Source organism: Streptomyces sp. NPDC033229, assembly GCF_055576875.1.
The window spans coordinates 127,071-149,332 of the sequence record NZ_JBVIQR010000016.1; the positions used below are offsets into that span (position 1 = coordinate 127,071).

The 22,262-nt window shown below is 72.8% G+C and carries 16 protein-coding genes; 14 read left to right on the top strand and 2 right to left on the bottom strand.

From position 1 onward, the window contains the following. Positions 1 to 262 precede the first annotated feature (262 nt). The gene (locus ACZ53N_RS16775) at positions 263 to 2,719 is read left to right on the top strand and encodes a cell division protein PerM (protein ID WP_469141585.1); all 2,457 of its coding nucleotides are present in this window, start codon (positions 263 to 265) and stop codon (positions 2,717 to 2,719) included. Positions 2,720 to 2,977: 258 nt separating this feature from the next. Here the strand turns inward: ACZ53N_RS16775 and ACZ53N_RS16780 are convergent, their stop codons facing one another. Continuing rightward, the gene (locus ACZ53N_RS16780; RefSeq protein WP_469141586.1) at positions 2,978 to 3,724 is read right to left on the bottom strand and encodes a hypothetical protein; all 747 of its coding nucleotides are present in this window, start codon (positions 3,722 to 3,724) and stop codon (positions 2,978 to 2,980) included. Between the two features lie 587 nt (positions 3,725 to 4,311). Between ACZ53N_RS16780 and purN the strand changes: the two genes are divergently transcribed. Further along, positions 4,312 to 4,968: a phosphoribosylglycinamide formyltransferase gene (purN, locus tag ACZ53N_RS16785; protein ID WP_469141587.1), complete on the top strand. Its 657-nt coding sequence runs from the start codon at positions 4,312 to 4,314 to the stop codon at positions 4,966 to 4,968. After that, complete coding sequence (gene purH, locus ACZ53N_RS16790; protein ID WP_469141588.1) at positions 4,965 to 6,542, top strand: bifunctional phosphoribosylaminoimidazolecarboxamide formyltransferase/IMP cyclohydrolase; 1,578 nt, start codon at positions 4,965 to 4,967, stop codon at positions 6,540 to 6,542. The genes purN and purH overlap by 4 nt, the downstream gene beginning before the upstream one ends. Positions 6,543 to 6,709: 167 nt before the next feature. On the opposite strand, the gene ACZ53N_RS16795 is transcribed toward purH, so the two are convergent. After that, on the bottom strand, positions 6,710 to 7,336 hold the full coding sequence (locus tag ACZ53N_RS16795; protein ID WP_469141589.1) for a hypothetical protein: 627 nt from the start codon (positions 7,334 to 7,336) through the stop codon (positions 6,710 to 6,712). A gap of 249 nt (positions 7,337 to 7,585) precedes the next feature. Here ACZ53N_RS16795 and ACZ53N_RS16800 point away from each other — a divergent pair, with 249 nt between their 5' ends. From ACZ53N_RS16800 to ACZ53N_RS16850, 11 genes are all read left to right on the top strand, one after another. Continuing rightward, positions 7,586 to 8,473 carry a bifunctional methylenetetrahydrofolate dehydrogenase/methenyltetrahydrofolate cyclohydrolase gene (locus ACZ53N_RS16800; protein WP_356453500.1) on the top strand — a complete coding sequence of 296 codons (888 nt, stop codon included), beginning with the start codon at positions 7,586 to 7,588 and terminating at the stop codon, positions 8,471 to 8,473. A gap of 247 nt (positions 8,474 to 8,720) precedes the next feature. After that, positions 8,721 to 9,266, top strand: a complete 546-nt coding sequence (locus ACZ53N_RS16805) for a DUF3017 domain-containing protein (protein WP_469141590.1) — start codon at positions 8,721 to 8,723, stop codon at positions 9,264 to 9,266. 447 nt (positions 9,267 to 9,713) lie between these two features. Beyond that, positions 9,714 to 10,775: a helix-turn-helix domain-containing protein gene (locus ACZ53N_RS16810; protein ID WP_469141591.1), complete on the top strand. Its 1,062-nt coding sequence runs from the start codon at positions 9,714 to 9,716 to the stop codon at positions 10,773 to 10,775. 298 nt (positions 10,776 to 11,073) lie between these two features. Then, on the top strand, positions 11,074 to 12,063 hold the full coding sequence (locus ACZ53N_RS16815; protein ID WP_469141592.1) for a malate dehydrogenase: 990 nt from the start codon (positions 11,074 to 11,076) through the stop codon (positions 12,061 to 12,063). 314 nt (positions 12,064 to 12,377) lie between these two features. Next, complete coding sequence (locus tag ACZ53N_RS16820; protein WP_469141593.1) at positions 12,378 to 13,979, top strand: hypothetical protein; 1,602 nt, start codon at positions 12,378 to 12,380, stop codon at positions 13,977 to 13,979. Continuing rightward, positions 13,976 to 14,641: a hypothetical protein gene (locus tag ACZ53N_RS16825; protein ID WP_469141594.1), complete on the top strand. Its 666-nt coding sequence runs from the start codon at positions 13,976 to 13,978 to the stop codon at positions 14,639 to 14,641. The genes ACZ53N_RS16820 and ACZ53N_RS16825 overlap by 4 nt, the downstream gene beginning before the upstream one ends. Positions 14,642 to 14,654: 13 nt before the next feature. Further along, positions 14,655 to 15,617, top strand: coding sequence for a hypothetical protein (locus ACZ53N_RS16830; RefSeq protein WP_469141595.1), 963 nt, complete (start codon positions 14,655 to 14,657; stop codon positions 15,615 to 15,617). Between the two features lie 194 nt (positions 15,618 to 15,811). Continuing rightward, positions 15,812 to 17,314 carry an aldehyde dehydrogenase family protein gene (locus ACZ53N_RS16835; RefSeq protein WP_362213239.1) on the top strand — a complete coding sequence of 501 codons (1,503 nt, stop codon included), beginning with the start codon at positions 15,812 to 15,814 and terminating at the stop codon, positions 17,312 to 17,314. Between the two features lie 108 nt (positions 17,315 to 17,422). Next, on the top strand, positions 17,423 to 18,982 hold the full coding sequence (locus ACZ53N_RS16840) for a GMC family oxidoreductase (RefSeq protein ID WP_469141596.1): 1,560 nt from the start codon (positions 17,423 to 17,425) through the stop codon (positions 18,980 to 18,982). Further along, a complete protein-coding gene (locus ACZ53N_RS16845) occupies positions 18,982 to 20,070 on the top strand; it encodes a quaternary amine ABC transporter ATP-binding protein (protein ID WP_469141597.1) in 1,089 nt (362 codons plus the stop codon). The genes ACZ53N_RS16840 and ACZ53N_RS16845 overlap by 1 nt, the downstream gene beginning before the upstream one ends. A 91-nt stretch (positions 20,071 to 20,161) precedes the next feature. Continuing rightward, positions 20,162 to 22,261, top strand: coding sequence for an ABC transporter permease (locus ACZ53N_RS16850; RefSeq protein WP_469141598.1), 2,100 nt, complete (start codon positions 20,162 to 20,164; stop codon positions 22,259 to 22,261). Position 22,262: the final 1 nt, after the last annotated feature.

Consider the following 22,262-nt stretch of genomic DNA (forward strand, 5'->3'; position numbering starts at 1 on the left):
GTCTCTCCCCCCGCAAGATCCGCTCACACCTTTGACTCCTGCCGTTCCCCTTTTCCCCCCCCCCCCCCCCTTTCCCCCCCCCCCCCACGCCTGTTTCCCTGCCTGCCCGCCCCTGACGGTGTGTGGAGACCGCCGCTGACGGTGTGCGGACAGCGACTTTTCGGCTCTTCAGCTCGAAAAGGTGCATAAGCGTATCTTGGGCGACACGACGGCTATTTGCCCGCTACCAGGACGAAAGCCCTGTTGTTGGCAGCATGGCACCGTGACCCAAAATGCCGATCGCAGCACGTCGTTGCCGACGCGCGGCCGGCCCGCGGCAAGCGTTCCGCCCGTCGTGGGCACCGCCTTCTTCGACGGGATGATCGCCGCGGGCCTGGGCCTCGGAGCGTTCGCCGTGGGCGTCCTGGCGCTGTGGATCTCGGCGCCGTACCCCGACGGCGGACCCGCGGGGGCGCTGCGCATCGCCGCCGACCTGTGGCTGCTGGCGCACGGCGCCGATCTCGTCCGGACCGAGACGCTCTCCGGGGCGCCCGCGCCACTCGGCCTGACGCCGCTGCTGCTCACGGCGCTGCCGTGCTGGCTGCTCTATCGAACGGCGCGGCACGCGCTGGACGTTCCGTGCGGGGACGACGACGCGCGGGCGGCGACGGTGCCGGGGGTGCCGGATGTGACCGATGCGACGGATGCGACGGACGTCGCGGACGAGCCCGGGACCTCGGGCGCGTCGGACGCCTCGGATGCTTCGCAGGCCCCGGACCCGTCCGCCGGGCCGGACCTGTCCGCCGGGCTCACGCCGCGTACGGCGATCCTGGCCATGGCCGGCGGTTATCTGCTGGTGGGCGTGTGCGCGGTGCTCTTCGCCTCCTCGGGGACCGTGCGGGTCGCGCCCTGGAGCGCGCTGCTGCATCTGCCCGTGTTCGCGGTGGTGACCGTCGCGGCGGGTGTGTGGACGGCTGAGGGCTGCCCCGGCTGGCCCCGGTCGGGGCGCGTGCGCCAGGTGGTGAACGTGCTGCCCGCGCGGTTGCGCCGGTGGTTCACCCGCCGCCGGATGACCGCGGCGGTACGGGCCGGGACGGCCGCGACGGCCGTGCTGTTCGGCGGTGCCGCGCTGCTGCTGGCGGGGTCGCTGGTGTGGCACGCGGCGGAGGCCCACGACTCGTTGGTCTACCTGACGGAGGACTGGTCGGGGCGGGCGGCGGTGTTGCTGCTGTGCGCGGCGCTGCTGCCCAACGCGGTCGTCTGGGCGGCGGCGTACGGGCTGGGGCCCGGGTTCACGGTCGGCGCGGGCAGTGTGGTCGCTCCGCTGGGCGCGGTCGCCTACCCCGCGCTGCCGAGCTTCCCGCTGCTCGTGGCGATCCCGTCGCCGGGTGACGCGGGGCCGCTGATGCTGGTGGTGGCGGCGTTGCTGTCGGTCGCGGCGGGGGCGGCGGTCGCCCGCTTCGCCGTCCCGCGGCCGCCCGCCGTGGTGGGTGTGTGGGAGGTCGCCATGATCGCCGCCCTCGCCGCCGTCGTCTGCGCGGCGTTGACCAGCGCCCTGGCGTTCGCCGCCTCCGGCGCCCTCGGCTCGGCCACGCTCGCGACCGTCGGCCCGCCGTGGTGGCTCTCCGGCGGGGCGGCGCTGGCCTGGACCTCCTCGATCGGTGTTCCGGGGGCGTTGGTGCTGCGCTGGCTCCGGCGGGGTGCGGTGGTGGAACGGCTGCGACCGCAACGTTCCCCGGCCGTGGGCCGGCCCGCGCCGGCGCCGGCCACCAAGACGGCCACCAAGACGGCCACCAAGGAGAAGGGGCCCCGGTGGTGGACGGGAGGGGCGCTCGTCCGGGGTGTGGCCGGCTGGCTGGGCTTCGGGGCGCGGCCTGGCGGCGGTGACGGTGACGGCACGGCGGCCACGCCCGTCGCCACCTCTGTCGTGGGGCCCGGGCTGCCCGCGCTGGCCCTGCCGGGTGTGAGGTCGGCCCGGGGGGACGGGACGCCCCCCGCGCCCCCCGCTGCCGGTACGCCGCCGAAGCAGGCGAAGCCGAAGGCGCTGGTGGCCGCGTTGCCGGTCCGCCCGGCCCGCGCCACCGGGCCGGCGTCGGAACCGGAATCGGAGCCGCAGGTGGCGACCGAACGGTCGTGGTGGCCCGGCATGCTGCCGGGGAAGGGCCGCCCGAGCCGCAAGGAGCGCAAGCGCGGTGAGGCGGCCGATCGTGAGCGTCGGCAGGTCCGTGCGGAGGGGGAGGCGACGGCGAGCGGCAAAGAGGCCGGTGAGGACGGCCCGGGCGGCGGCAGCAAGGACGGCGGCAAGGCTCGGGCGCTCCGGGGCAACCTGGCTGAGCGGTTCGGGCGCGAGATCAGGCCCGGTCGGAGCCGCAAGGGCCCCGAGCCGCGGGAGGGCGGCAAGGACGCCGCCGGGGACGCCAAGGTCCGGGCAGGCCGGGTGAATCTGGCTGAACGCGTGGGCCGTGAGATTCGAGCCGGGCGCAGGAGCCGGGCGGACCGCAGGGGCGGGGGAGACCGCGAGACCAAGGAGGAGGGCGGCAAGGGGCGGGGGGACCGTAAAAAACGCAGGCCCCGCCACGCGGCGCCGCCCACCCCGACGTCCTCCCCCACGCACCCGGGCGCACCGGACTGGCACGACAACCGCGCCCGGCAACTCCGCTGGGCCGCCCTCAAAGACACCGGCGGCGGCCTCATGCCCGACTTCGAGCCCCGCGACGCGACCAAGCCGACTGCCGACTGACGGCCTGTGACGGCTCGCCTGCGGCGCCGCCTGCGGCGAGCGGTGCGGGTCTTCGGCTGCGGGCCGTCGTTGCCGCCTGCGGCGGCGGGCGCCCTGCGGGCGCGTCCTCAAGCGCCGGACGGGCTTGATTGGGCTGGGCTCAGCCAAGCCAGCCCGTCCGGCGCTTGAGGACACAGCACAGCAGCCCGTCCGACGCTTGAGGACACCGCCGCGCAGCGGTGGTGCACCCCATGACCCGCCCGGCGCGCAGCCGTCCGCTCAGTCCTTCTCGCCCAGAAGCGGACGCAGCTGCTTCGGGAGGTGGTTCTCGCAGGCCTGGCGGGAGGTTTGGGTGAGGGCGTCGTCGACGCAGGTGTAGTAGTCGCTGTAGACGAACTGGAAGGTGTACGTCGCCGCCACGATGGCCAGTGCGAGGCCGCCCGTGACCAGGCCGCTCACGGCCGCCGTCGTCTGCGGGCGGGAGGCGGTGGAGGTGGGGGCGCCGTTCGGCGGGGGTGGGATGTCCGGGTCCGTGCGCTGGGGCTTGGGCTTGGCGCGGAGGGCGCTGATGCCCCAGTAGAGGGAGAGGGCGCCGAGGAGTAGGGCCACCTGGGGGATGCTGAACAGGGCGAAGAAGAAACCCCACATGCCGGCGAGCAGGGCGTATCGGGCCCGCCGCTGGGCCGGGTCGGTGGGATCCCATCGGAGGCCGCCCCCGCCCGGGCCGCCGCCGGAGGGGTTCGGGCCGCCCGGGCCCTTGCCGCCGCCGAAGCCGCCGCCCTGGCGGCCCGGCTGGCGGCTGCTCCACTCACTGCCCCACGCCGGGGGCGGGTCCTGGCCCTCGCGGCCGTCCTCGGGGCCTTCCCCGGACCCCTCCCCGGACCCGGAGGAGCCGCCCTCCGGCCCGCGCCGCGGCTGCCACGGCCGGTCCGGACGGCCCTCGGGCGGCGCGGCGAAGGGGTTGTCCCGCTGCTCGTCGGACGGCGACGGTGAGGACGGCGTCTGTTCATCGCGCTCGTGCGACATGCGGGCGTTCCTCATCACTGTCCTCCGATGGACGCGGCGGACGCGGTGGACGCGGTGGGCAGCGAGAGGCGGTGAGCCGCGTGGCGGCGTCGGTCCGGCATGTGGAGTGTGTCTTCCCCTTGTGTCGGGCGGTGTCGGCGTCGGTCGGCGTGTCGGCTTCTGCGTCGGCGGTGTCGGAGGCGGTGTCGGGTGCGGTCGGACGTGTCGGCGTCCGCCGACGTCCCGGCGGGCCCCGCGAGCCCCGCGGACCCCGCACACCGCAGGTCCCGCGACTCCCGCACATCGAACGTACGGCGGCGTGCCCGGATTCCGCGTCCGGATTCCGCGCGTCGCCCCGGCGCGTCGCGGCCGCACGCCCTTACCGCGTGATGACCGCGTGGTGCCGCATCCGTACATCGCCTCCGCACATGACTTCGTGCGCTGCTTCCAGACGCTACCTTCCGCGCGCGCCCCCGTCCCGTGGGGGCCGTTCGGAGTGCCGGTATCGTTGCTGGCGGTCGGCGGCTTCGTAGAGTCCCCCGTATTCGGGGACCCCTCCGTCTCGTACGACCATACAAACCGCATCACCCGCGAGAAAGGGCCCCGCTGTGGCCTCCCCCCCTCCCGCGACTCCCGGCCCCCGGCGGCACCCCGCCCCCGCCCGTCTCGTCGTGCTCGTCTCCGGTTCGGGGACGAATCTGCAGGCCCTGCTCGACGCGATCGCCGCCGATCCGGTCGGCTACGGCGCCGAGGTGGTGGCCGTGGGCGCCGACCGGGACGGCATCGCCGGGCTGGAGCGGGCCGAGCGCGCCGGGCTGCCCGCGTTCGTCTGCCGGGTGAAGGACCACCCGACGCGGGACGCGTGGGACCGCGCGCTGACCGAGGCGACGGCGGCGTACGAGCCCGATCTCGTCGTCTCCGCCGGTTTCATGAAGATCGTGGGCAAGGAGTTCCTCGCCCGCTTCGAGGGCCGCGTGGTCAACACCCACCCGGCCCTGCTGCCGAGCTTTCCCGGCGCCCACGGTGTGCGCGACGCGCTCGCGTACGGCGCGAAGGTGACCGGCTGCACCGTCCACTTCGTCGACGACGGCGTCGACACCGGCCCGATCATCGCCCAGGGCGTGGTCGAGGTCCGGGACGAGGACGACGAATCCGCCCTGCACGAGCGGATCAAGGAAGTCGAGCGAGAGCTGCTCGTCGATGTCGTGGGGCGCCTGGCCCGTAACGGCTACCGCATAGAGGGACGAAAGGTAAGAATCCCGTGACCGTCGAAGGTACGACCGCCGAAGGTACGAAGCGGCCCATCCGGCGCGCGCTGGTCAGCGTCTACGACAAGACGGGGCTGGAGGAGCTGGCCCGCGGGCTGCACGCGGCGGGCGTCCAGCTCGTCTCGACCGGCTCGACAGCCGGCCGGATCGCGGCGGCCGGGGTCCCGGTCACCAAGGTCGAGGAGCTGACGGGCTTCCCCGAGTGCCTGGACGGGCGGGTCAAGACCCTGCACCCGCGCGTGCACGCCGGCATCCTCGCCGACCAGCGGCTCGACTCGCACCGTGAGCAGCTCGCCGAGCTGGACATCGCGCCCTTCGAGCTGGTGATCGTCAACCTCTACCCGTTCCGGGAGACCGTCGCCTCGGGCGCCGCCCCCGACGAGTGCGTCGAGCAGATCGACATCGGCGGTCCGTCGATGGTCCGCGCCGCCGCCAAGAACCACCCCTCCGTCGCCGTGGTCGTCATTCCCGACCGCTACGCCGACGTGCTGAAGGCCGCCTCCGACGGGGGCTTCGACCTGACGCAGCGCAAGCGGCTCGCCGCCGAGGCGTTCCAGCACACGGCCGCCTACGACGTGGCCGTGGCGAACTGGTTCGCCGACGACTACGCGGCCGACGAGGGCCCCTGGCCGGACTTCACCGCCGTCACCTACGCCCGCAAGCAGGTCCTGCGCTACGGCGAGAACCCGCACCAGCCCGCCGCGCTCTACACCGACGGCACGGGCAAGGGCCTCGCGTACGCGGAGCAGCTGCACGGCAAGGAGATGTCGTACAACAACTACGTCGACACCGAGGCCGCGCGCCGGGCGGCGTACGACCACACCGACCCCTGCGTCGCGATCATCAAGCACGCCAACCCGTGCGGCATCGCCATCGGTTCCGATGTCGCCGAGGCCCACCGCAAGGCCCACGAGTGCGACCCGCTGTCCGCGTTCGGCGGCGTGATCGCCGTCAACAGCCCCGTGTCGGTCGCCATGGCCGAGCAGGTCGCCGAGATCTTCACCGAGGTCATCGTCGCCCCGGCCTACGAGGACGGCGCGGTCGAGGTGCTCGCCCGCAAGAAGAACATCCGCGTGCTGCGCTGCGCCGACGCCCCCGCGGCGCACGGCGAGACCCGTCCCGTCGAGGGCGGCGTCCTGGTGCAGGTCAAGGACCGGCTCCAGGCCGAGGGCGACGACCCGGCCAACTGGACGCTCGCCACGGGCGAGGCGCTGTCCGCCGACGAGCTCGCCGAGCTGGCCTTCGCCTGGCGCGCCTGCCGCGCGGTGAAGTCCAACGCGATCCTGCTGGCCAAGGGCGGCGCGACCGTCGGCGTCGGCATGGGCCAGGTCAACCGCGTCGACTCCGCGAAGCTGGCCGTCCAGCGGGCGGGCGAGGAGCGCGCCCAGGGCTCGTACGCCGCCTCGGACGCCTTCTTCCCCTTCCCCGACGGGCTGGAGGTGCTGACCGCCGCCGGCATCAAGGCCGTGGTCCAGCCGGGCGGTTCGGTCCGTGACGAGCAGGTCGTGGAGGCCGCGAAGGCGGCGGGCGTGACGATGTACCTCACCGGTACGCGCCACTTCTTCCACTAGGGCCTCCGGCGGTTCTTCGGCTGCGGCCCCGTTTTACCGCCTGCGGCGGTGGGCGCCCTGCGGGCGCGTCCTCGATCGCCGGACGGGCTGAATTCAGTCCGTCCGGCGATCGAGGGCACAGCACAGCAGCCCGTCCGGCGCTTGAGGACAAGGCCGGACGGACGCGCTCAGTAGCGAGGACGCTGGAACCACTCGGACGACACGCGCTTGGCCGCGAAGACGATCACCAGGATCGACGCGACCAGGGTCACCAGGCCCAGCCCGTACATCACCGAGGTGATCAGACCGCTGATGATGCCGAACGAGGAGTAGACGATCGAGCCGACGCGGACGCCGTTGCCGCCCTTGGCGTAGCGCACGGCGAGGATGATGCCGATGATCGCGAAGACGGCGGCCAGCAGGATGAAGAAGGCGATGACGCCCTTTCCGGCGTCGATGACCGTGTCCACGTCCACCTCCTCGCCGTTCGCGGTGCGGACGGTGCCGTTGCTGCCTTCCTTCTCGACCGCGTCGTCGATCGCGGCGATCGCGGTGGCGAAGAGGCCCGCGATCACCACGTGGATGCCGGCGATGACGTACATCAGGATGCGGGCGGCCTTGGTGAGGCCGGGCATCGCGAAGGGCTGGCCGTAGGGCGCGCCGTGGTACCCACCGCCCTGATCCTGCGGGAAGGGGGCGTACGGCTGGCCCGGCTGGGCCGGGATGCCCTGCGGGGCCTGCTGCGGGTAGCCGTAGCCGGGCTGCCCCTGCGGGGGCTGCTGCCCGTACGGGTTGTTCTGGTCGCCGAAGCTCATGGTGAGGGAGTTCCTCCGTAGTCGTGCGGGGACGGCGCGGACGTCAGGAGGAGAGATTGCAGAGCGGCCCGCCCCCCGTCACAGCCCGCGGCACTGCCGGATCATCGTTGTTGGGCTCTTGACTTTTGTCCAGCCGATACCCGTATGCGTTGTACAAGGACCACGGTCCGTGAAAACCACCGTGCACATCACCGGGGCGGGCCCCGCCCGGATTGGAACGAGGGCCGCCCCATCCTGGAGGATGAACCCATGACCGCCCAGATTCTCGATGGCAAGGCCACCGCCGCCGCGATCAAGTCCGAACTCACCGTCCGCGTGGAGGCGCTGAAGGCCAGGGGCGTCACGCCCGGCCTGGGCACCCTCCTCGTCGGCGACGACCCCGGCAGCAAGTGGTACGTGGCCGGCAAGCACCGCGACTGCGCTCAGGTCGGCATCGGTTCGATCCAGCGCGAGCTGCCCGACACCGCCACGCAGGAGGAGATCGAGGCGGTCGTCCGCGAGCTGAACGACAACCCCGAGTGCACGGGCTACATCGTCCAGCTCCCCCTCCCCAAGGGCATCGACACCAACCGGGTGCTGGAGCTCATGGACCCGGCCAAGGACGCGGACGGGCTGCACCCGATGAGCCTGGGCCGGCTCGTGCTCAACGAGACGGGCCCGCTGCCCTGCACCCCGTACGGCATCATCCAGCTGCTGCGTCACCACGGCGTCGAGATCAACGGCGCGCACGTCGTGGTCGTCGGCCGTGGTGTCACCGTCGGCCGCTCGATCGGCCTGCTGCTGACCCGCAAGTCCGAGAACGCCACGGTCACCCTCTGCCACACCGGCACCCGTGACCTGTCCGCGCAGCTCCGTCAGGCCGACATCATCGTCGCCGCGGCGGGCGTGCCGCACCTGGTCAAGCCGGAGGACGTGAAGCCGGGCGCGGCCGTCCTGGACGTCGGTGTCAGCCGCGACGAGCACGGGAAGATCGTCGGCGACGTCCACCCGGGCGTGGCCGAGGTCGCCGCCTGGATCTCCCCGAACCCGGGCGGCGTGGGCCCGATGACGCGGGCGCAGCTGCTGGTGAACGTGGTGGAGGCCGCGGAGGCGGCCGAGGCCGCCGGTCGCGCGGCCGGAAGCGCCGATGAGTCCTGAGCGGGGACCCTCCGGGGCGGCACGTGGTTCCGAGGGCGACCGCTCTGGACCCTCGGAGCCGGCACGTGGCTCTGACGGCGAACGCCCCGGGCCTTCGGGTTCCGGTCAGCGGCCGGGGGCAGGGGAGGGTGCCGAGGCGTCGAAGCGGTCCGAGCCCGTTCGTCGTCCGGAGTCAGGCAAGCGGTCCGAGGCCGGTAAGCGGTCCGAGGCCGGTAAGGGGGGCGCGTCCGCGAACGGTGCCGGGGCCGTGAACGGTTCCGCGTCCGCCAAGCGCCCCGAGGCCGGAGAGGCCGCCGGGGCCGGGGCCTCCGGTCAGCGCCGCGCCGCGGCCACGCGCACCGGCCCCGGTGGGCGGCCCGGGTCGGGCACGTTCTCGGAAGCCACCGGAGGCCACGGCTCGGGGCGCGCGAAGTCGCGTCGTTTCCAGGCGGTCACGCGGGACACCGCGCGTCCCGAGGGCGGCGGCCGGGCCGCGCCCGGGGACGCGCCCGCCCCGGCGCGGCAGTGGCCGCTGCTGGCCGTGCTGGGCGCTACGGGGCTGGGGCTGCTGCTCGTCGCGTTCGACGCGTTCCGGGTCGGCACGCTCCTGATCGGGCTGGCGATGATCGGCGGCGCTGCGCTGCGCTGGGCGCTGCCGTCCGTGGGCATGCTGGCCGTACGGTCGCGGTTCACCGACATGTTCACGTACGGCGGCCTGGGCGTGTCCATCGTGCTGCTCGCCCTGATGGCGCAGCCGAAGGCGTGGCTGAAGGCCCCGTTCCTGGACGACATCCTGCACTTCACCGTGCGCTGACAGAGACGCGGAAGCACAGCGACGGCCGGTCCTCCACCCCCGTGGGAGGACCGGCCGTCGTCTCATCTCGAGGATCATGACCGCGCCGATCCCGATCAAGGTCCGATGGCGCTCTGTGGCGCGGAGGTGACCGTTTCGGTACGAGGTCCCCATCGCGTACCGGATGTCCGCAGGATGTGACGAAAGCGCAGTGCGGCGCACGCCGGGGCGGAGTGGTTCCGGTGGCGTCAAGGGGGCGTGCGCCCGTGCGCGTGACGCGTGTGATCAACCGCAAATACTCCCGTGCGCCCCGGCGTTGGGAACTGACATGCCGAGTCGCGGCATCCCTGTGGACAGTCAGCGCCGAAGCTGTGGAGTGGGCGCGCAAGGGGTAGGAAAGGGCACGGAAAAGTAACCGGAAGGGCAGGGCAAGGTTCACCGTAGGCATCGGGGGACAAGGGGAGGGCAATGCCTCGCTGGAAGGCGCTACCGGAGGAACTCGACCCGCAGGTGCGCGAGTTCGCCGAGCAGTTGCGCAGACTCGTCGAACGCAGCGGTCTGAGCGTCGCCGCCGTCGCGGACCGCACCGGATACAGCAAGTCGTCGTGGGAGCGCTATCTGAACGGGCGGCTGCTGCCGCCGCGCGCGGCGGCCGAGGCGCTGGCCGAGGCGACGGACACCGACGTCGGCCACCTGAGCACGATGTGGGAGCTGGCCGAGCGTTCCTGGAGCCGGGCGGAACTGCGGCACGACGCGACTCTCGACGGGGTGCGCGTCGCTCAGGCCCGCGCGGCACTGGGCGAGTTCGGCCCGCCGGCCGAGCGGGCGGCGCCCCGTGAGCCCGGCGGTTACCACGCCGATCCGATAAGCGCGCACGCCGGTCCACACATAGGACCGCAGATACGATCCGCCCCGCCGGACGGTGGGGCGTCCGCGCCGCTGCCTCCGGCCAGGGTCGGGCCGTCGCCCGACGTGCGGGCGGCCGCCATCCCGGACGAGCGTCGGCCGCGCGCCCATATCGCCCTGTTCCTGACCGGTGTCCTCGGCGCCCTGCTCGTCGTCGCCGCCGCGCTGCTGCTCTTCGGCATGGACGAGGACGACACGGGCGGGCAGGCCGGGCCGGGCACGTCGCCGAGCGGCAGCGTCGTCGGACTGCCCGCCGGGGTGAAGTGCTCGGGCGGCGCCTGCGCGGGCAAGGACCCCGAGACCATGGGCTGCGGCGGCCGTCATGCCACCACGGCCGGCTCCGTGACCATAGGCACCTCCTATCTGGAGGTCCGCTACAGCAAGGTCTGCGGCGCGGCCTGGGCCCGCATCACCCAGGCCGCCCCCGGCGACACGCTGCGGGTCAGCGCGGCGGCCGGCGGCGGGGTGGCGGCCCGTTCGGAGGACGGCCGGGTCGACCGGGACGCCGACGGCTACACCCGCATGGTCGCGGTCGCCGGCCCCGAGCGGGCCTCGGCCTGCGCGACGCTGTCGACCGGCCGCAAGGGCTGCACCGTGCCGCGTGCGGCGTCCGCCGCAGGCTAGGACGCCGCGCGGGCTGGTGTGGGCTGAGCTCAGCCGATTCCAGCCCGTCCGGCGTTTGAGGAAGCGCCCGCAGGGCGCTTGCCGCCGCAGACGGCACAGGCGCCACAGGCGGCCCGCCGTCGGCAGGACAACCCGTGGCGAAAGTTCCGCCGGACAGGCGCCCGTGAGGCGTCCCACACAGGGTCGGCGGTTCGTGGGGTGCGCGGTCGGATAGCCTGACGCCGGGTCTCTTGACACCGAGAGAGATCCCCACAAATGGGCAGGGACACCCAACCCCAGTTCGCAGCAGGAGACCGCCATGACCCGCACTCCCGTCAATGTCACCGTTACCGGCGCGGCCGGGCAGATCGGCTACGCGCTGCTCTTCCGCATCGCCTCCGGTCACCTCCTCGGCGCGGACGTGCCGGTCAAGCTGCGGCTGCTGGAGATCCCGCAGGGTCTCAAGGCCGCCGAGGGCACCGCCATGGAGCTCGACGACTGCGCCTTCCCGCTCCTCCAGGGCATCGAGATCACCGACGACCCGAACGTCGGCTTCGACGGTGCGAACGTGGCCCTTCTCGTCGGCGCCCGCCCCCGCACCAAGGGCATGGAGCGCGGCGACCTGCTCGAGGCCAACGGCGGCATCTTCAAGCCCCAGGGCAAGGCCATCAACGACCACGCCGCGGACGACATCAAGGTCCTCGTCGTCGGCAACCCGGCCAACACCAACGCGCTCATCGCGCAGGCCGCCGCCCCGGACGTACCGGCCGAGCGCTTCACCGCGATGACCCGCCTGGACCACAACCGCGCGCTCTCGCAGCTCTCGAAGAAGACCGGTGTCCCGGTCTCCGAGATCAAGAAGCTGACGATCTGGGGCAACCACTCCGCCACCCAGTACCCGGACATCTTCCACGCCGAGGTCGCGGGCAAGAACGCCGCCGAGGTCGTGAACGACGAGCAGTGGCTGGGCGACACCTTCATCCCGACCGTCGCCAAGCGCGGCGCCGCGATCATCGAGGCCCGTGGCGCGTCCTCGGCCGCCTCGGCCGCCAACGCCGCCATCGACCACGTCCACACCTGGGTCAACGGCACCGCCGCCGGTGACTGGACCTCCATGGGTATCCCCTCGGACGGCTCCTACGGCGTGCCCGAGGGTCTCATCTCCTCCTTCCCGGTCACCTGCAAGGACGGCAAGTACGAGATCGTCCAGGGCCTGGACATCAACGAGTTCTCCCGCGCCCGCATCGACGCCTCGGTGCAGGAGCTCGCGGAGGAGCGCGACGCGGTCCGCGGTCTCGGCCTCATCTGAGCCGAACTCCCGTCGGCCGGAGGCCGGCGCAGCTCTCTCGAAGCCGTGAGGCCCTCAGGGGCCGAGCGGTGCGAGAGGAGCGTCGGGCACAGTGCGCGACGCGGTCCGCGGTCTCGGCCTGATCTGAGCCGGGCTCGTCCGATCAACCCGCTTTTCGTACGGACGTACTGACGTACGTCCGTACGGGGTGCCTTTCCGGCCCGTCATTTGCCTCCGGCAGGGGGTCGATGGCGGGCCTTCTGGCTTATTCTGAGTTCTCCGAAAATCCGTCAACTCCTGCACATTCGCAGGTGAGTTCGACGATCGGGGGACGCATGACCCAGTCAGGTCCACATGACTCCCGCACGGAGGCCACGAGGCTGCTGTGCGCGGGTGTCTATCTCGACGCGGACTTCCGCCGCCGCGTCATCGAAGAGCTGGTGGAACACGAGGAAAGACCCATCGCGCCGTCGCTCGGCATCGATGTCGTGCCGGTGCTCGCCCACGCCTTAAGAGCCCGCGGGCAGGAGGTGCTGACCGCGCTCCTCCTGCTCGCTCTGTGGGTCGCCTTCTTCGCCGTCGACCTGACCACCGGCACCGGCGCGGTGCTCGGGGTGCCGGGAATGTGGGCGATCATGTACGCCGTGGTCTGCGTGGGTGCCTGGGGCGCGCGGGCCGCCGCCGGGCGCGGTACGGCGGTGTACGTCGTCGACAAGTCGACGCTCCGCCAGGCCCTCAAGGGAAGCGGTGCTCTGAAGAGCCTGCTGCCCGTCGCCCCGCCCGTGCTCATGATCGGCTATTGGCTGCTCGCCGGCTTCGTGCTGGTCCAGGGCGGCGACGACTGGACGGCCGTGCTCTTCCCGCTGCTGCTGGTCCTGCCGGTGTGGCTGCACCGCTCGCGGGTCGCGGCCGTCATGCGGCTGGAGCTGGGCCGGCAGGCCTTCCTCCACCGGCCCCGGGCCGTGCCGGCCGGCCGCTACCGGCGGATCGGGACCTCCATCGACCGCGAGCAGTACGCGGGGCTGACGATCTACGACCCCTTCCGCCCCTTCATCGGCATGGGCAGGCCCTACGAGCCGTGGTCGTTCGCCCTGGAGCTCAAGCGCTCGCGCATCGGCGAGGCCGACGACGACGAACCGTTCACCGGCCGCACGGTCGTGGAGCTGATCCGGCCCCGGCTGGAGGCGCTGCGCGACTCGGCCGCCGAGACCAGCCGCGACCGGCTCAAGGACCTGGAGATCGAGGAGTTCGTCTATCTGCCCGTCGGCCCGCAGCGGCCCGCCGTGCGCTACGACGGGCCGACCGTGCGGGCGCATCTGCGCGAATCCGTCGACGAGGGCGGCGAGGCACGGCGGCACTTCCTGCGGGTGCGCGTCGGCGCGTGGGACGAGCAGATCGTGGTGTCCGTGCTGGTCAGGGTGCACACCCAGGGCGGAATGCTGGTGCTGGAAGTGGTGCCGCACGTCCTGACCCCGATCCGGCCGGAGTTCCGCGCGGTCGATGTGATCGCGGCACGGGGCGAGGAGGACATCCTGCGCGACGGCGCGCGGGCGCTGCTGACCGGACCCGCCGCCGGCTTCGCCGCGGCCGTCTCGGCGGTCCGTACGGGCATCACCCTCTTCCGGACCTGGCTGGCCGACCCGCGGCGCGCGGTGCCAGACGGCCCGGCGGGGTCGGTGCGGGAGCTGGCCGGGGTGCGCACCGTCTCGCTGTTCCAGGAGATGGACATCAGCCGTTACGTGAAGACGGTCCAGGACCGGATCGCGAGCGGTGTGCGGGACGCGCTGCGTTCCAAGGGCTATGAGACGGATCAGTTCGAGCAGCAGATCGTGCAGGTCAGCGAGGGCGGTGTCTTCATCGGCGCGATGAGCGGCGGTGCGGTGGCCACGGGCAGTGGCGCGCAGGCCAAGCACGTGTCGGGAGGCGTCGGCCAATGACGGACGAACAGCGCGATCGGCGAGAACAGCGAGAACGACGCGAACGCGAGAGGCGTGAGGCCCGCGAGGCCCGCGAGGCCCGCGAGGCCCGCGAGGCCCGCGAGGCCCGCGAGGCCCGCGAGGCCCGCGAGGCCCGCGAGGCCCGCGAGGCCCGCGAGGAGCGCGGGAAGGCCGGCGGGGTGGCCGTGGGGCGGTTCTCCGGCGGCGCCATCGCCACCGGTCACGGCTCCCGTGCCGAGGACCGGTCGGAGCGCGTCGGGCAGGCCGCCGAGCGGGGCGGCGGCCCCGTGGCCGTACCGCTGACGGTGCCGGAGGACGGCGGGGTGGCCCTCGGGGAGATGTCGGGCGGCGCGGTCGCCACGGGACCCGACGCCGAAGCGGTCGACGCCTCCCGGCAGTTGCTGTCCGCGTCCCCCGAACTCCTGGCGGCCGTGCGGCTGCTGCGGCAGCAGTTGCCGCTGCTCGCGCGGGCCGAGGGGGACGGGCTCGACCGGTGTGACGGGCAGCTGGCGGAGCTGGAGGAGGAAGTGGTGCGGACCGGCCGGGCCGAGCGCGGGCGGCTGGTCCGGCTGCGGGCCCTGCTGACCGGCGGAGCCACGACCGCCGGGGGGCTGGCGTCGGCCATAGCCGTCGTCCAGGCGATCAGCGGGCTGCTCGGGTGAGGGGGCGGGGAACATGAGTTATTGGGACGCGGACCGGCAGCAATGGGTCGAGGGCCTACCGCCCACACCACTGCCGGCCCGCCCTGACCGTCGGCCCTCGCCGGAGGCCGAGACCGAGACCGGGATGGGGGTCCCCCCGGGCGGGCTGCCCCCCGACGGGCTGCCGCCGGAGGAGCCGTACTACCCGGGCGAGCCGGAGGATCCGCCCAGGGGCCCCTCGCACGCGTCGATCCTGGCCGGGGTGATGGCCGGGGTGCTGCTGGCGAGCGGGATCGGCATCGGCGCCTGGGCATTGCTGCGGGACGACGACGGCGACGATTCCTCGCCCGGTGAGTCCGTGCCCAGCCTGAGCGCCCCGGTGACCCCGGGCCCGACGTCCAGCGGTTCGAGCGTGACCGGGGGCACCACCGTCGGCGGCACCACCACGGGCGGCACGACTACCGGGGGCACGACTACGGGCGGCACCGGCGGCTATCCGTACACCCCGTCGCCCACGAGCCCCGGCACCCTGTCGGGCACCCCCGGAGCACCGCCGGGATACCTGCGGACCGACGACCCGGCCGGGTTCCGCCTCGACGTGCCCCGGGACTGGCGGCGCAGCACGGAGGGCGCCAGCGTCTTCTACAAGACGCCGGACAGCAAAAGCCTGATCCAGGTCTTCACGCTGACCGGCCCGGAGGGCACTCCGTACGAATCGCTGGTGGCGACGGAGAAGACGGTCTCCAAGAACAAGGACTACCGACGGCTGAGCCTGGCAAGGGTCAGCGGAAGGGCGGGTGACACGGCGGAGCTGGAGTACAGCTACGAGCGGGACGACGGCAGCGTGCGGCACATCATCATCCACGCCTTCACCGGGCCCGACCGGCGGCAGTACGCGCTGCTGGTCGCCGGGCCCGTGTACGCCTGGGACGCACATCTGGAGATCTTCAAGGTGCTCCTGCGGTCGTTCTGCCCGGTCGGCTACTGCTCGTCGTAGCTCACGGAGCGACCCGTAGGCATCACGGAACGACCGGAAGCCATCACGGAGAGTCCCCAGTTACGTGACGCGGGTCACTCTTTGTGAAAGAAGTGGCATAGGTTTTGCCCCACCGGTTAGGGGCGTCCCGTTGCCGAGTCCGACTTTGCTCGGTCGGTAACGGGACGTTTCGGAAATCGGAAGGCAGAAGAGACATGTCGTCAGTCGAGACCATCCATGTGGACGGGGCGTGGCGCGCCGCCGCGTCCGGCGCGCAGCGGGAGGTCCTCGACCCCGCAGACGCCAAGACACTCGCCGTGGTGTCCGAGGGCGGCACGGAGGACACCGACGCGGCCGTCGCCGCGGCCCGGCGCGCGTTCGACTTCGGCCCCTGGCCGCACACGCCCGTCGCCGAGCGTGCCGCGCTGCTGCGCCGCGTGGCCGACCTCCTCCAGCGCGACCGCGAGACCATCGCGCTGACCGAGAGCCGCGACACCGGCAAGACTCTCGAAGAGGGGCGCACCGACGTCGACTGCGTCTCCGATGCCTTCCGCTACTTCGCCGACCTCGTCGTGGGCGAGGGCCCCGGGCGCGTCGTCGACGCGGGCACCACCGACGTCCACAGCGTCGTCGTGCACGAGCCGGTCGGCGTCTGCGCGCTGATCACCCCCTGGAACTACCCGCTCCTGCAGGCCAGCTGGAAGATCGCCCCGGCGCTCGCCGCGGGCAACACCTTCGTCATCAAGCCCAGCGAGGTCACCCCGCTGACCACCGTGCAGCTGGTCCGGCTGCTGGTCGAGGCGGGCCTGCCCGACGGTGTCGCGAACCTCGTCACCGGCGCGGGCGACCCGGTCGGTGCCCGCCTCTCCGAGCACCCGGACGTCGACCTCGTCTCCTTCACCGGTGGACTGGCCAGCGGCACCAAGGTCATGCAGGCCGCCGCGCCGACCGTGAAGAAGGTCGCCCTCGAACTCGGCGGCAAGAACCCCAACGTCGTCTTCGCCGACGCCTGCGCCACCGACGAGGACTTCGACACCGCCGTCGACCAGGCCCTCAACGCCGCGTTCATCCACAGCGGCCAGGTCTGCTCGGCCGGTTCCCGCCTCATCGTCGAGGAGTCCGTCAGCGAGCGCTTCGTCGCCGAACTCGCCCGCCGCGCCGAGAAGATCAAGCTCGGCCGGGGCACCGAGGACGGCGTCGAGTGCGGCCCGCTCGTCTCCGCGCAGCAGCTCGACAAGACCGAGGCGTATGTCGCCTCCGCGCTGGCCGAGGGCGCCGCGCTGCGCTGCGGCGGGGCCCAGCCCGAGCCGAACGCCGTCCGCCCGGCGGCCGGTTACTTCTACTCGCCGACCGTCCTGGACCGCTGCGACCGCACGATGAAGGTCGTCCGCGAGGAGACCTTCGGCCCCATCCTCACCGTGGAGACCTTCCGCACCGAGGACGAGGCCGTCGCGCTCGCCAACGACACCGAGTACGGGCTCGCGGGCGCCGTCTGGACGAAGGACGCGGGCCGCGCGCGCCGCGTCGCCGGGCGGCTGCGCCACGGCACCGTATGGATCAACGACTACCACCCCTACCTGCCGCAGGCGGAGTGGGGCGGCTTCGGCAAGTCCGGCATCGGGCGCGAGCTGGGGCCGTCCGGACTGGCCGAGTACCGCGAGGCCAAGCACATCTACCAGAACCTCGCACCGAAGCCGGTGCGCTGGTTCGGAGGCTGAGCCCCGCGCAGCCGGTCGGTGACACCGACGGCCGATGACCGAAGCCACCGCCCGACCGGGCCGGTGCCGTACGAGCGAAGAACTTTCCGCCCCCGAGGAGTACCCCCCATGCCCCCCGCAGTTGAGAAGATCACCGCCGACTACGTAGTCGTCGGCGGAGGCACCGCCGGATCGGTGATCGCCTCCCGGCTCGCCGAGGACCCGGGCCTGTCCGTGGTCGTGATCGAAGGCGGCCCGTCCGACGTCGACCGTCCCGAGGTGCTCACCCTGCGCCGCTGGCTCGGTCTGCTCGGCGGCGAGCTGGACTACGACTACCCGACGACCGAGCAGCCGCGCGGTAACTCCCACATCCGGCACAGCCGGGCGCGGGTGCTCGGCGGGTGCTCCTCGCACAACACCCTGATCTCCTTCAAGCCGCTGCCCGGCGACTGGGACGAGTGGGCCACCGCCGGGGCCGAGGGCTGGGACGCGGAGTCGATGGACCCGTACTTCGCCCGGCTGCGCAACAACATCGTGCCGGTGGACGAGAAGGACCGTAACGCCATCGCCCGTGACTTCGTCGAGGCCGCGCAGGCGGCGGTCGACGTGCCGCGCGTGGAGGGCTTCAACAAGAAGCCCTTCCACGAGGGCGTCGGCTTCTTCGACCTCGCGTACCACCCGGAGAACAACAAGCGTTCCTCCGCGTCCGTCGCCTACCTCCACCCCCACATGGAGGCCGGTGACCGCCCCAACCTCCGCATCCTGCTGGAGACCTGGGCGTACGAGCTGGTCCTGGACGGTACCCGGGCGACCGGCGTGCGGGTCCGCACCGCCGACGGCACGGAGATGATCGTCGAGGCGGGCCGGGAAGTCCTGCTGTGCGCCGGCGCGGTGGACACCCCGCGGCTGCTGCTGCACTCCGGCATCGGCCCCAAGGCCGACCTGGAGGCGCTCGGCATCCCGGTGAAGCACGACCTGCCGGGCGTGGGCGAGAACCTCCTCGACCACCCGGAGTCCGTCATCGTCTGGGAGACCGACGGGCCGATCCCCGAGAACTCGGCGATGGACTCCGACGCGGGTCTCTTCATCCGCCGCGATCCGGCGGCCAACGGGCCCGATCTGATGTTCCACTTCTACCAGATCCCCTTCACCGACAACCCCGAGCGGCTCGGCTACGAGAAGCCCGAGCACGGCGTGTCGATGACCCCCAACATCCCCAAGCCGCACAGCCGCGGCCGGCTGTACCTGACCAGCGCCGACCCCGCCGTCAAGCCCGCGTTGGACTTCCGCTACTTCACGGACGAGGACGACTACGACGCCCGTACGCTCGTCGACGGCATCAAGATCGCCCGGGAGATCGCCAAGTCCGAGCCGCTCGCGAAGTGGCTCAAGCGCGAGGTGTGCCCCGGCCCGGAGATCACCTCGGACGAGGAGATCAGTGAGTACGCGCGGAAGGTCGCGCACACCGTCTACCACCCGGCGGGCACCTGCCGCATGGGTGCTGTCACTGATGAACTGGCCGTGGTAGACCCCGAATTGAGGATTCGCGGCCTCGACGGCGTACGCATAGCCGACGCGTCCGTCTTCCCGACGATGACCGCGGTGAACCCGATGATCGGAGTACTGATGGTGGGGGAGAAGTGCGCCGAACTGCTCGGTGCGGCCACGAGCCTAGGTGGTGATGCGTGATGAGCGTCGACGCTATAGAGACCATGGAGGCCGGCAGCAGTACCGAGGCCCCGCCCGTCTTCTCCGTGCGCAACCTGTGGAAGGTCTTCGGTCCGAAGGCCGACCGCGTCCCGGACGGCCCGCTGGCCGAGCTGTCGCCCGACGACCTGCGCAAGGAGGCCGGCTGCACGGTCGCCGTCCGTGACGTCTCCTTCGACGTCCGGCAGGGCGAGGTGTTCGTCGTCATGGGCCTGTCCGGCTCGGGCAAGTCCACCCTCGTCCGCTGTCTGACCCGGCTCATCGAGCCGACCTCCGGCGCCATCGCCATCGACGGCGAGGACGTCGTCGGCATGGACCGCGGCCGACTGCGCGATCTGCGCCGGCACCGCGCCGCCATGGTCTTCCAGCACTTCGGGCTCCTCCCGCACCGCACGGTCCTCGACAACGTCGCCTACGGCCTGGAGATCCAGGGCGTGGGCAAGGCCGAGCGCCGCGCCAAGGCCATGGAGATGGTCGAGAAGGTCGGCCTCGCCGGCCTGGAGGGCCGCCGCCCCACCCAGCTCTCGGGTGGACAGCAGCAGCGCGTCGGCCTGGCCCGCGCACTGGCCGTCGACCCCGAGGTCCTGCTGTTCGACGAGCCGTTCAGCGCGCTCGACCCGATGATCCGCCGGGACATGCAGGAAGAGGTCGTCCGTCTGCACGAGGACGAGGGCCGCACCATGGTCTTCATCACCCACGACCTGTCGGAGGCGCTGCGCGTCGGCGACCGCATCGCGCTGATGCGCGGCGGCCGGATCGTGCAGTGCGGCACCCCCGAGGAGATCGTCGGCTCCCCGGCCGACGACTACGTCCGCGAGTTCGTCCGGGACGTTCCCCGCGAGCAGGTCATCACCGTCCGCCGCGCGATGCGCCCCGCCACCGGCGGCGAGGCCGAGTCGGGCGCCGCCCTGGCCCCCGCCACGACGGTCGCCGACGCGATCGAGGCCGTGGCCCGCACCGGCTCCCCGGCCCGCGTCGTGGACGCCGGGCGCTGCCTGGGCGTCGTCGACCACAAGAGCCTGCTGCGCGTCGTCGCCGGGCTGGACCGCGTGGAGAGGGCGGCGGCATGAACGTAGGCACGTATCGCACGAAGGCCCCGGCCGCCCCGCTCGCGGTGGCGCGCCCCACGGGCCGCCCCGCCCGACCGGACGGGAGGCTCGCATGAGCGCCGCCACGTCTCCGGCGAAGCCGGCCGCGAAGGTCGCGAAGGCCTCAACGACCGCGAAGGCCACGAAGGCTGCAACGGCCACGACGGCCAAGCCCGACCGGCCCGGCAGGGCCTCCGCTCCCGTGCCCGGCAGAGCCACCGCCGCCGAGGCTTCGGCGGCGTCGGGCAGCCGTAACGTCCTGAGCTTCCTCAGCACCCACCCCGTCGCCCGCAAGCTCCTGCTGCTCGCGGTCGCCGCGGCGGTGCTCGTGCCGCTCGCCCACGCCCGCTGGGGCAGCGGCAGCTGGCCCGGCGCGCTGACGGTGGGCCTGGACGAGCCGCTCGACAAGGTCAGCGACTGGATCATCGACAACCGGGACAGCCACTGGGTGTTCCTGTACTTCTTCGGCCACATCAGCAACGCCATCGTCACCTCCGTGCACGCCGTCTACGTCGTGCTGCTCGCCCTCGGCTGGGCGGGCGTGACGGCCGCCGCGACGCTGCTCGCCTGGCGGGTCGCCGGCGTCAAGGTCGCCGCGACCACCCTGGCGTCGCTCGCCGTGTGCGGGCTGCTGGACATGTGGGTGCCGACGATGCGGACGCTCGCGCTGATGGCCGTGGCCGTCGCCGCGTCCGTCGTCATCGGCGCGCTGCTGGGCCTCGCCGCCGGGCTGTCGGACCGGATGTTCCGCGGCCTGCGGCCCGTCCTCGACACCATGCAGGCGCTGCCCGCCTTCGCGTATCTGCTGCCCATCGTGCTGATCTTCGGCATCGGCGTGGCCCCGGCCGTGCTGGCCACGGTCGTCTACGCGGCCCCGCCGATGGCGCGGCTGACCGCGCTGGGACTGCGCGGCACCGACAAGGGCGTGCTGGAGGCCGTGGCGTCGCTCGGCGCCACCGGATGGCAGCGGCTGCTGACCGCGCGGCTGCCGCTGGCCCGCCGTGAGCTGCTGCTCGGCGTCAACCAGACCATCATGATGGCCCTGTCGATGGCCGTCATCGCCTCCGTCATCGGCGCCGACGGCCTCGGTGACCGCGTCTACCAGGCCCTGTCGACCGTGGACGTCGGCAGCGCCCTGGCCGCGGGCATCCCGATCGTGCTGCTGGCGATCGTGCTGGACCGGACGACCGCCGCCGCCGGCGAGCGCATGGGCACCGAGACGCGGGGCAAGGGCGGACAGCGCTGGGCGCTCGTCGCGGTGGCCACCGCGGCCGTCGCCGTCATCTCCCGCGCCATGGGCGCCCTCAGCTGGCCGGACGGCTGGACCGTGGCCATCGCGGCGCCGGTCAACGACGCCAAGGACTGGATGGTCGACCACCTCTACTCCGGCGTCCCCGGCATCGGCGGCACCGCCGACTGGGCCGCGCACTACACCGGCTGGGTCCTGGACCCGCTGCGCGACGGCCTGCTGAGCCTGCCCTGGTGGGGCGCGCTGCTGATCGTCGCCGCCCTCGCGTGGCTGATCGGCACCTGGCGGACCGCCCTGACGGCCGTCCTCGCGCTGGGCGCGATCGGTGTGCTCGGCCGCTGGGAAAGCTCCATGGACACCCTGTCGCAGGTGCTCGCGGCCGTCGCCGTGACGCTCGTCCTCGGCTTCGCCATCGCCGTCGGCGCCGCCCGCAGCCGCCGCACGGAGCGGCTGCTGCGCCCGGTCCTGGACGTCTTCCAGACGATGCCGCAGTTCGTCTACCTGATCCCCGTCGTCGCCCTGTTCGGCGTCGGCCGGGCACCGGCGGCGGCCGCCGCGATCGTGTACGCGCTGCCGGCCGTCGTCCGCATCACCAGCCAGGGCCTGCGCCAGGTGAACCCGGGGGCCATGGAGTCCGCCCGTTCGCTCGGCGCGACCAGCGGCCAGCAGCTGCGGCACGTGCAGTTCCCGCTGGCCCGCCCGGAGCTGCTGCTCGCCGTCAACCAGGCCGTGGTGCTGGTGCTGTCCGTCGTCATCATCGGCGGTCTCGTCGGTGGCGGCGCGCTCGGCTACGAGGTCGTCTTCGGCCTCGCCCAGGGCGACCTGGCCACCGGGCTCATGGCCGGTGTGGCCATCGCCTGCCTGGGCCTGATGCTCGACAGGGTCACCCAGCCGACGAAGGCCCGTGCCGGAAAGGGGGCCTGAC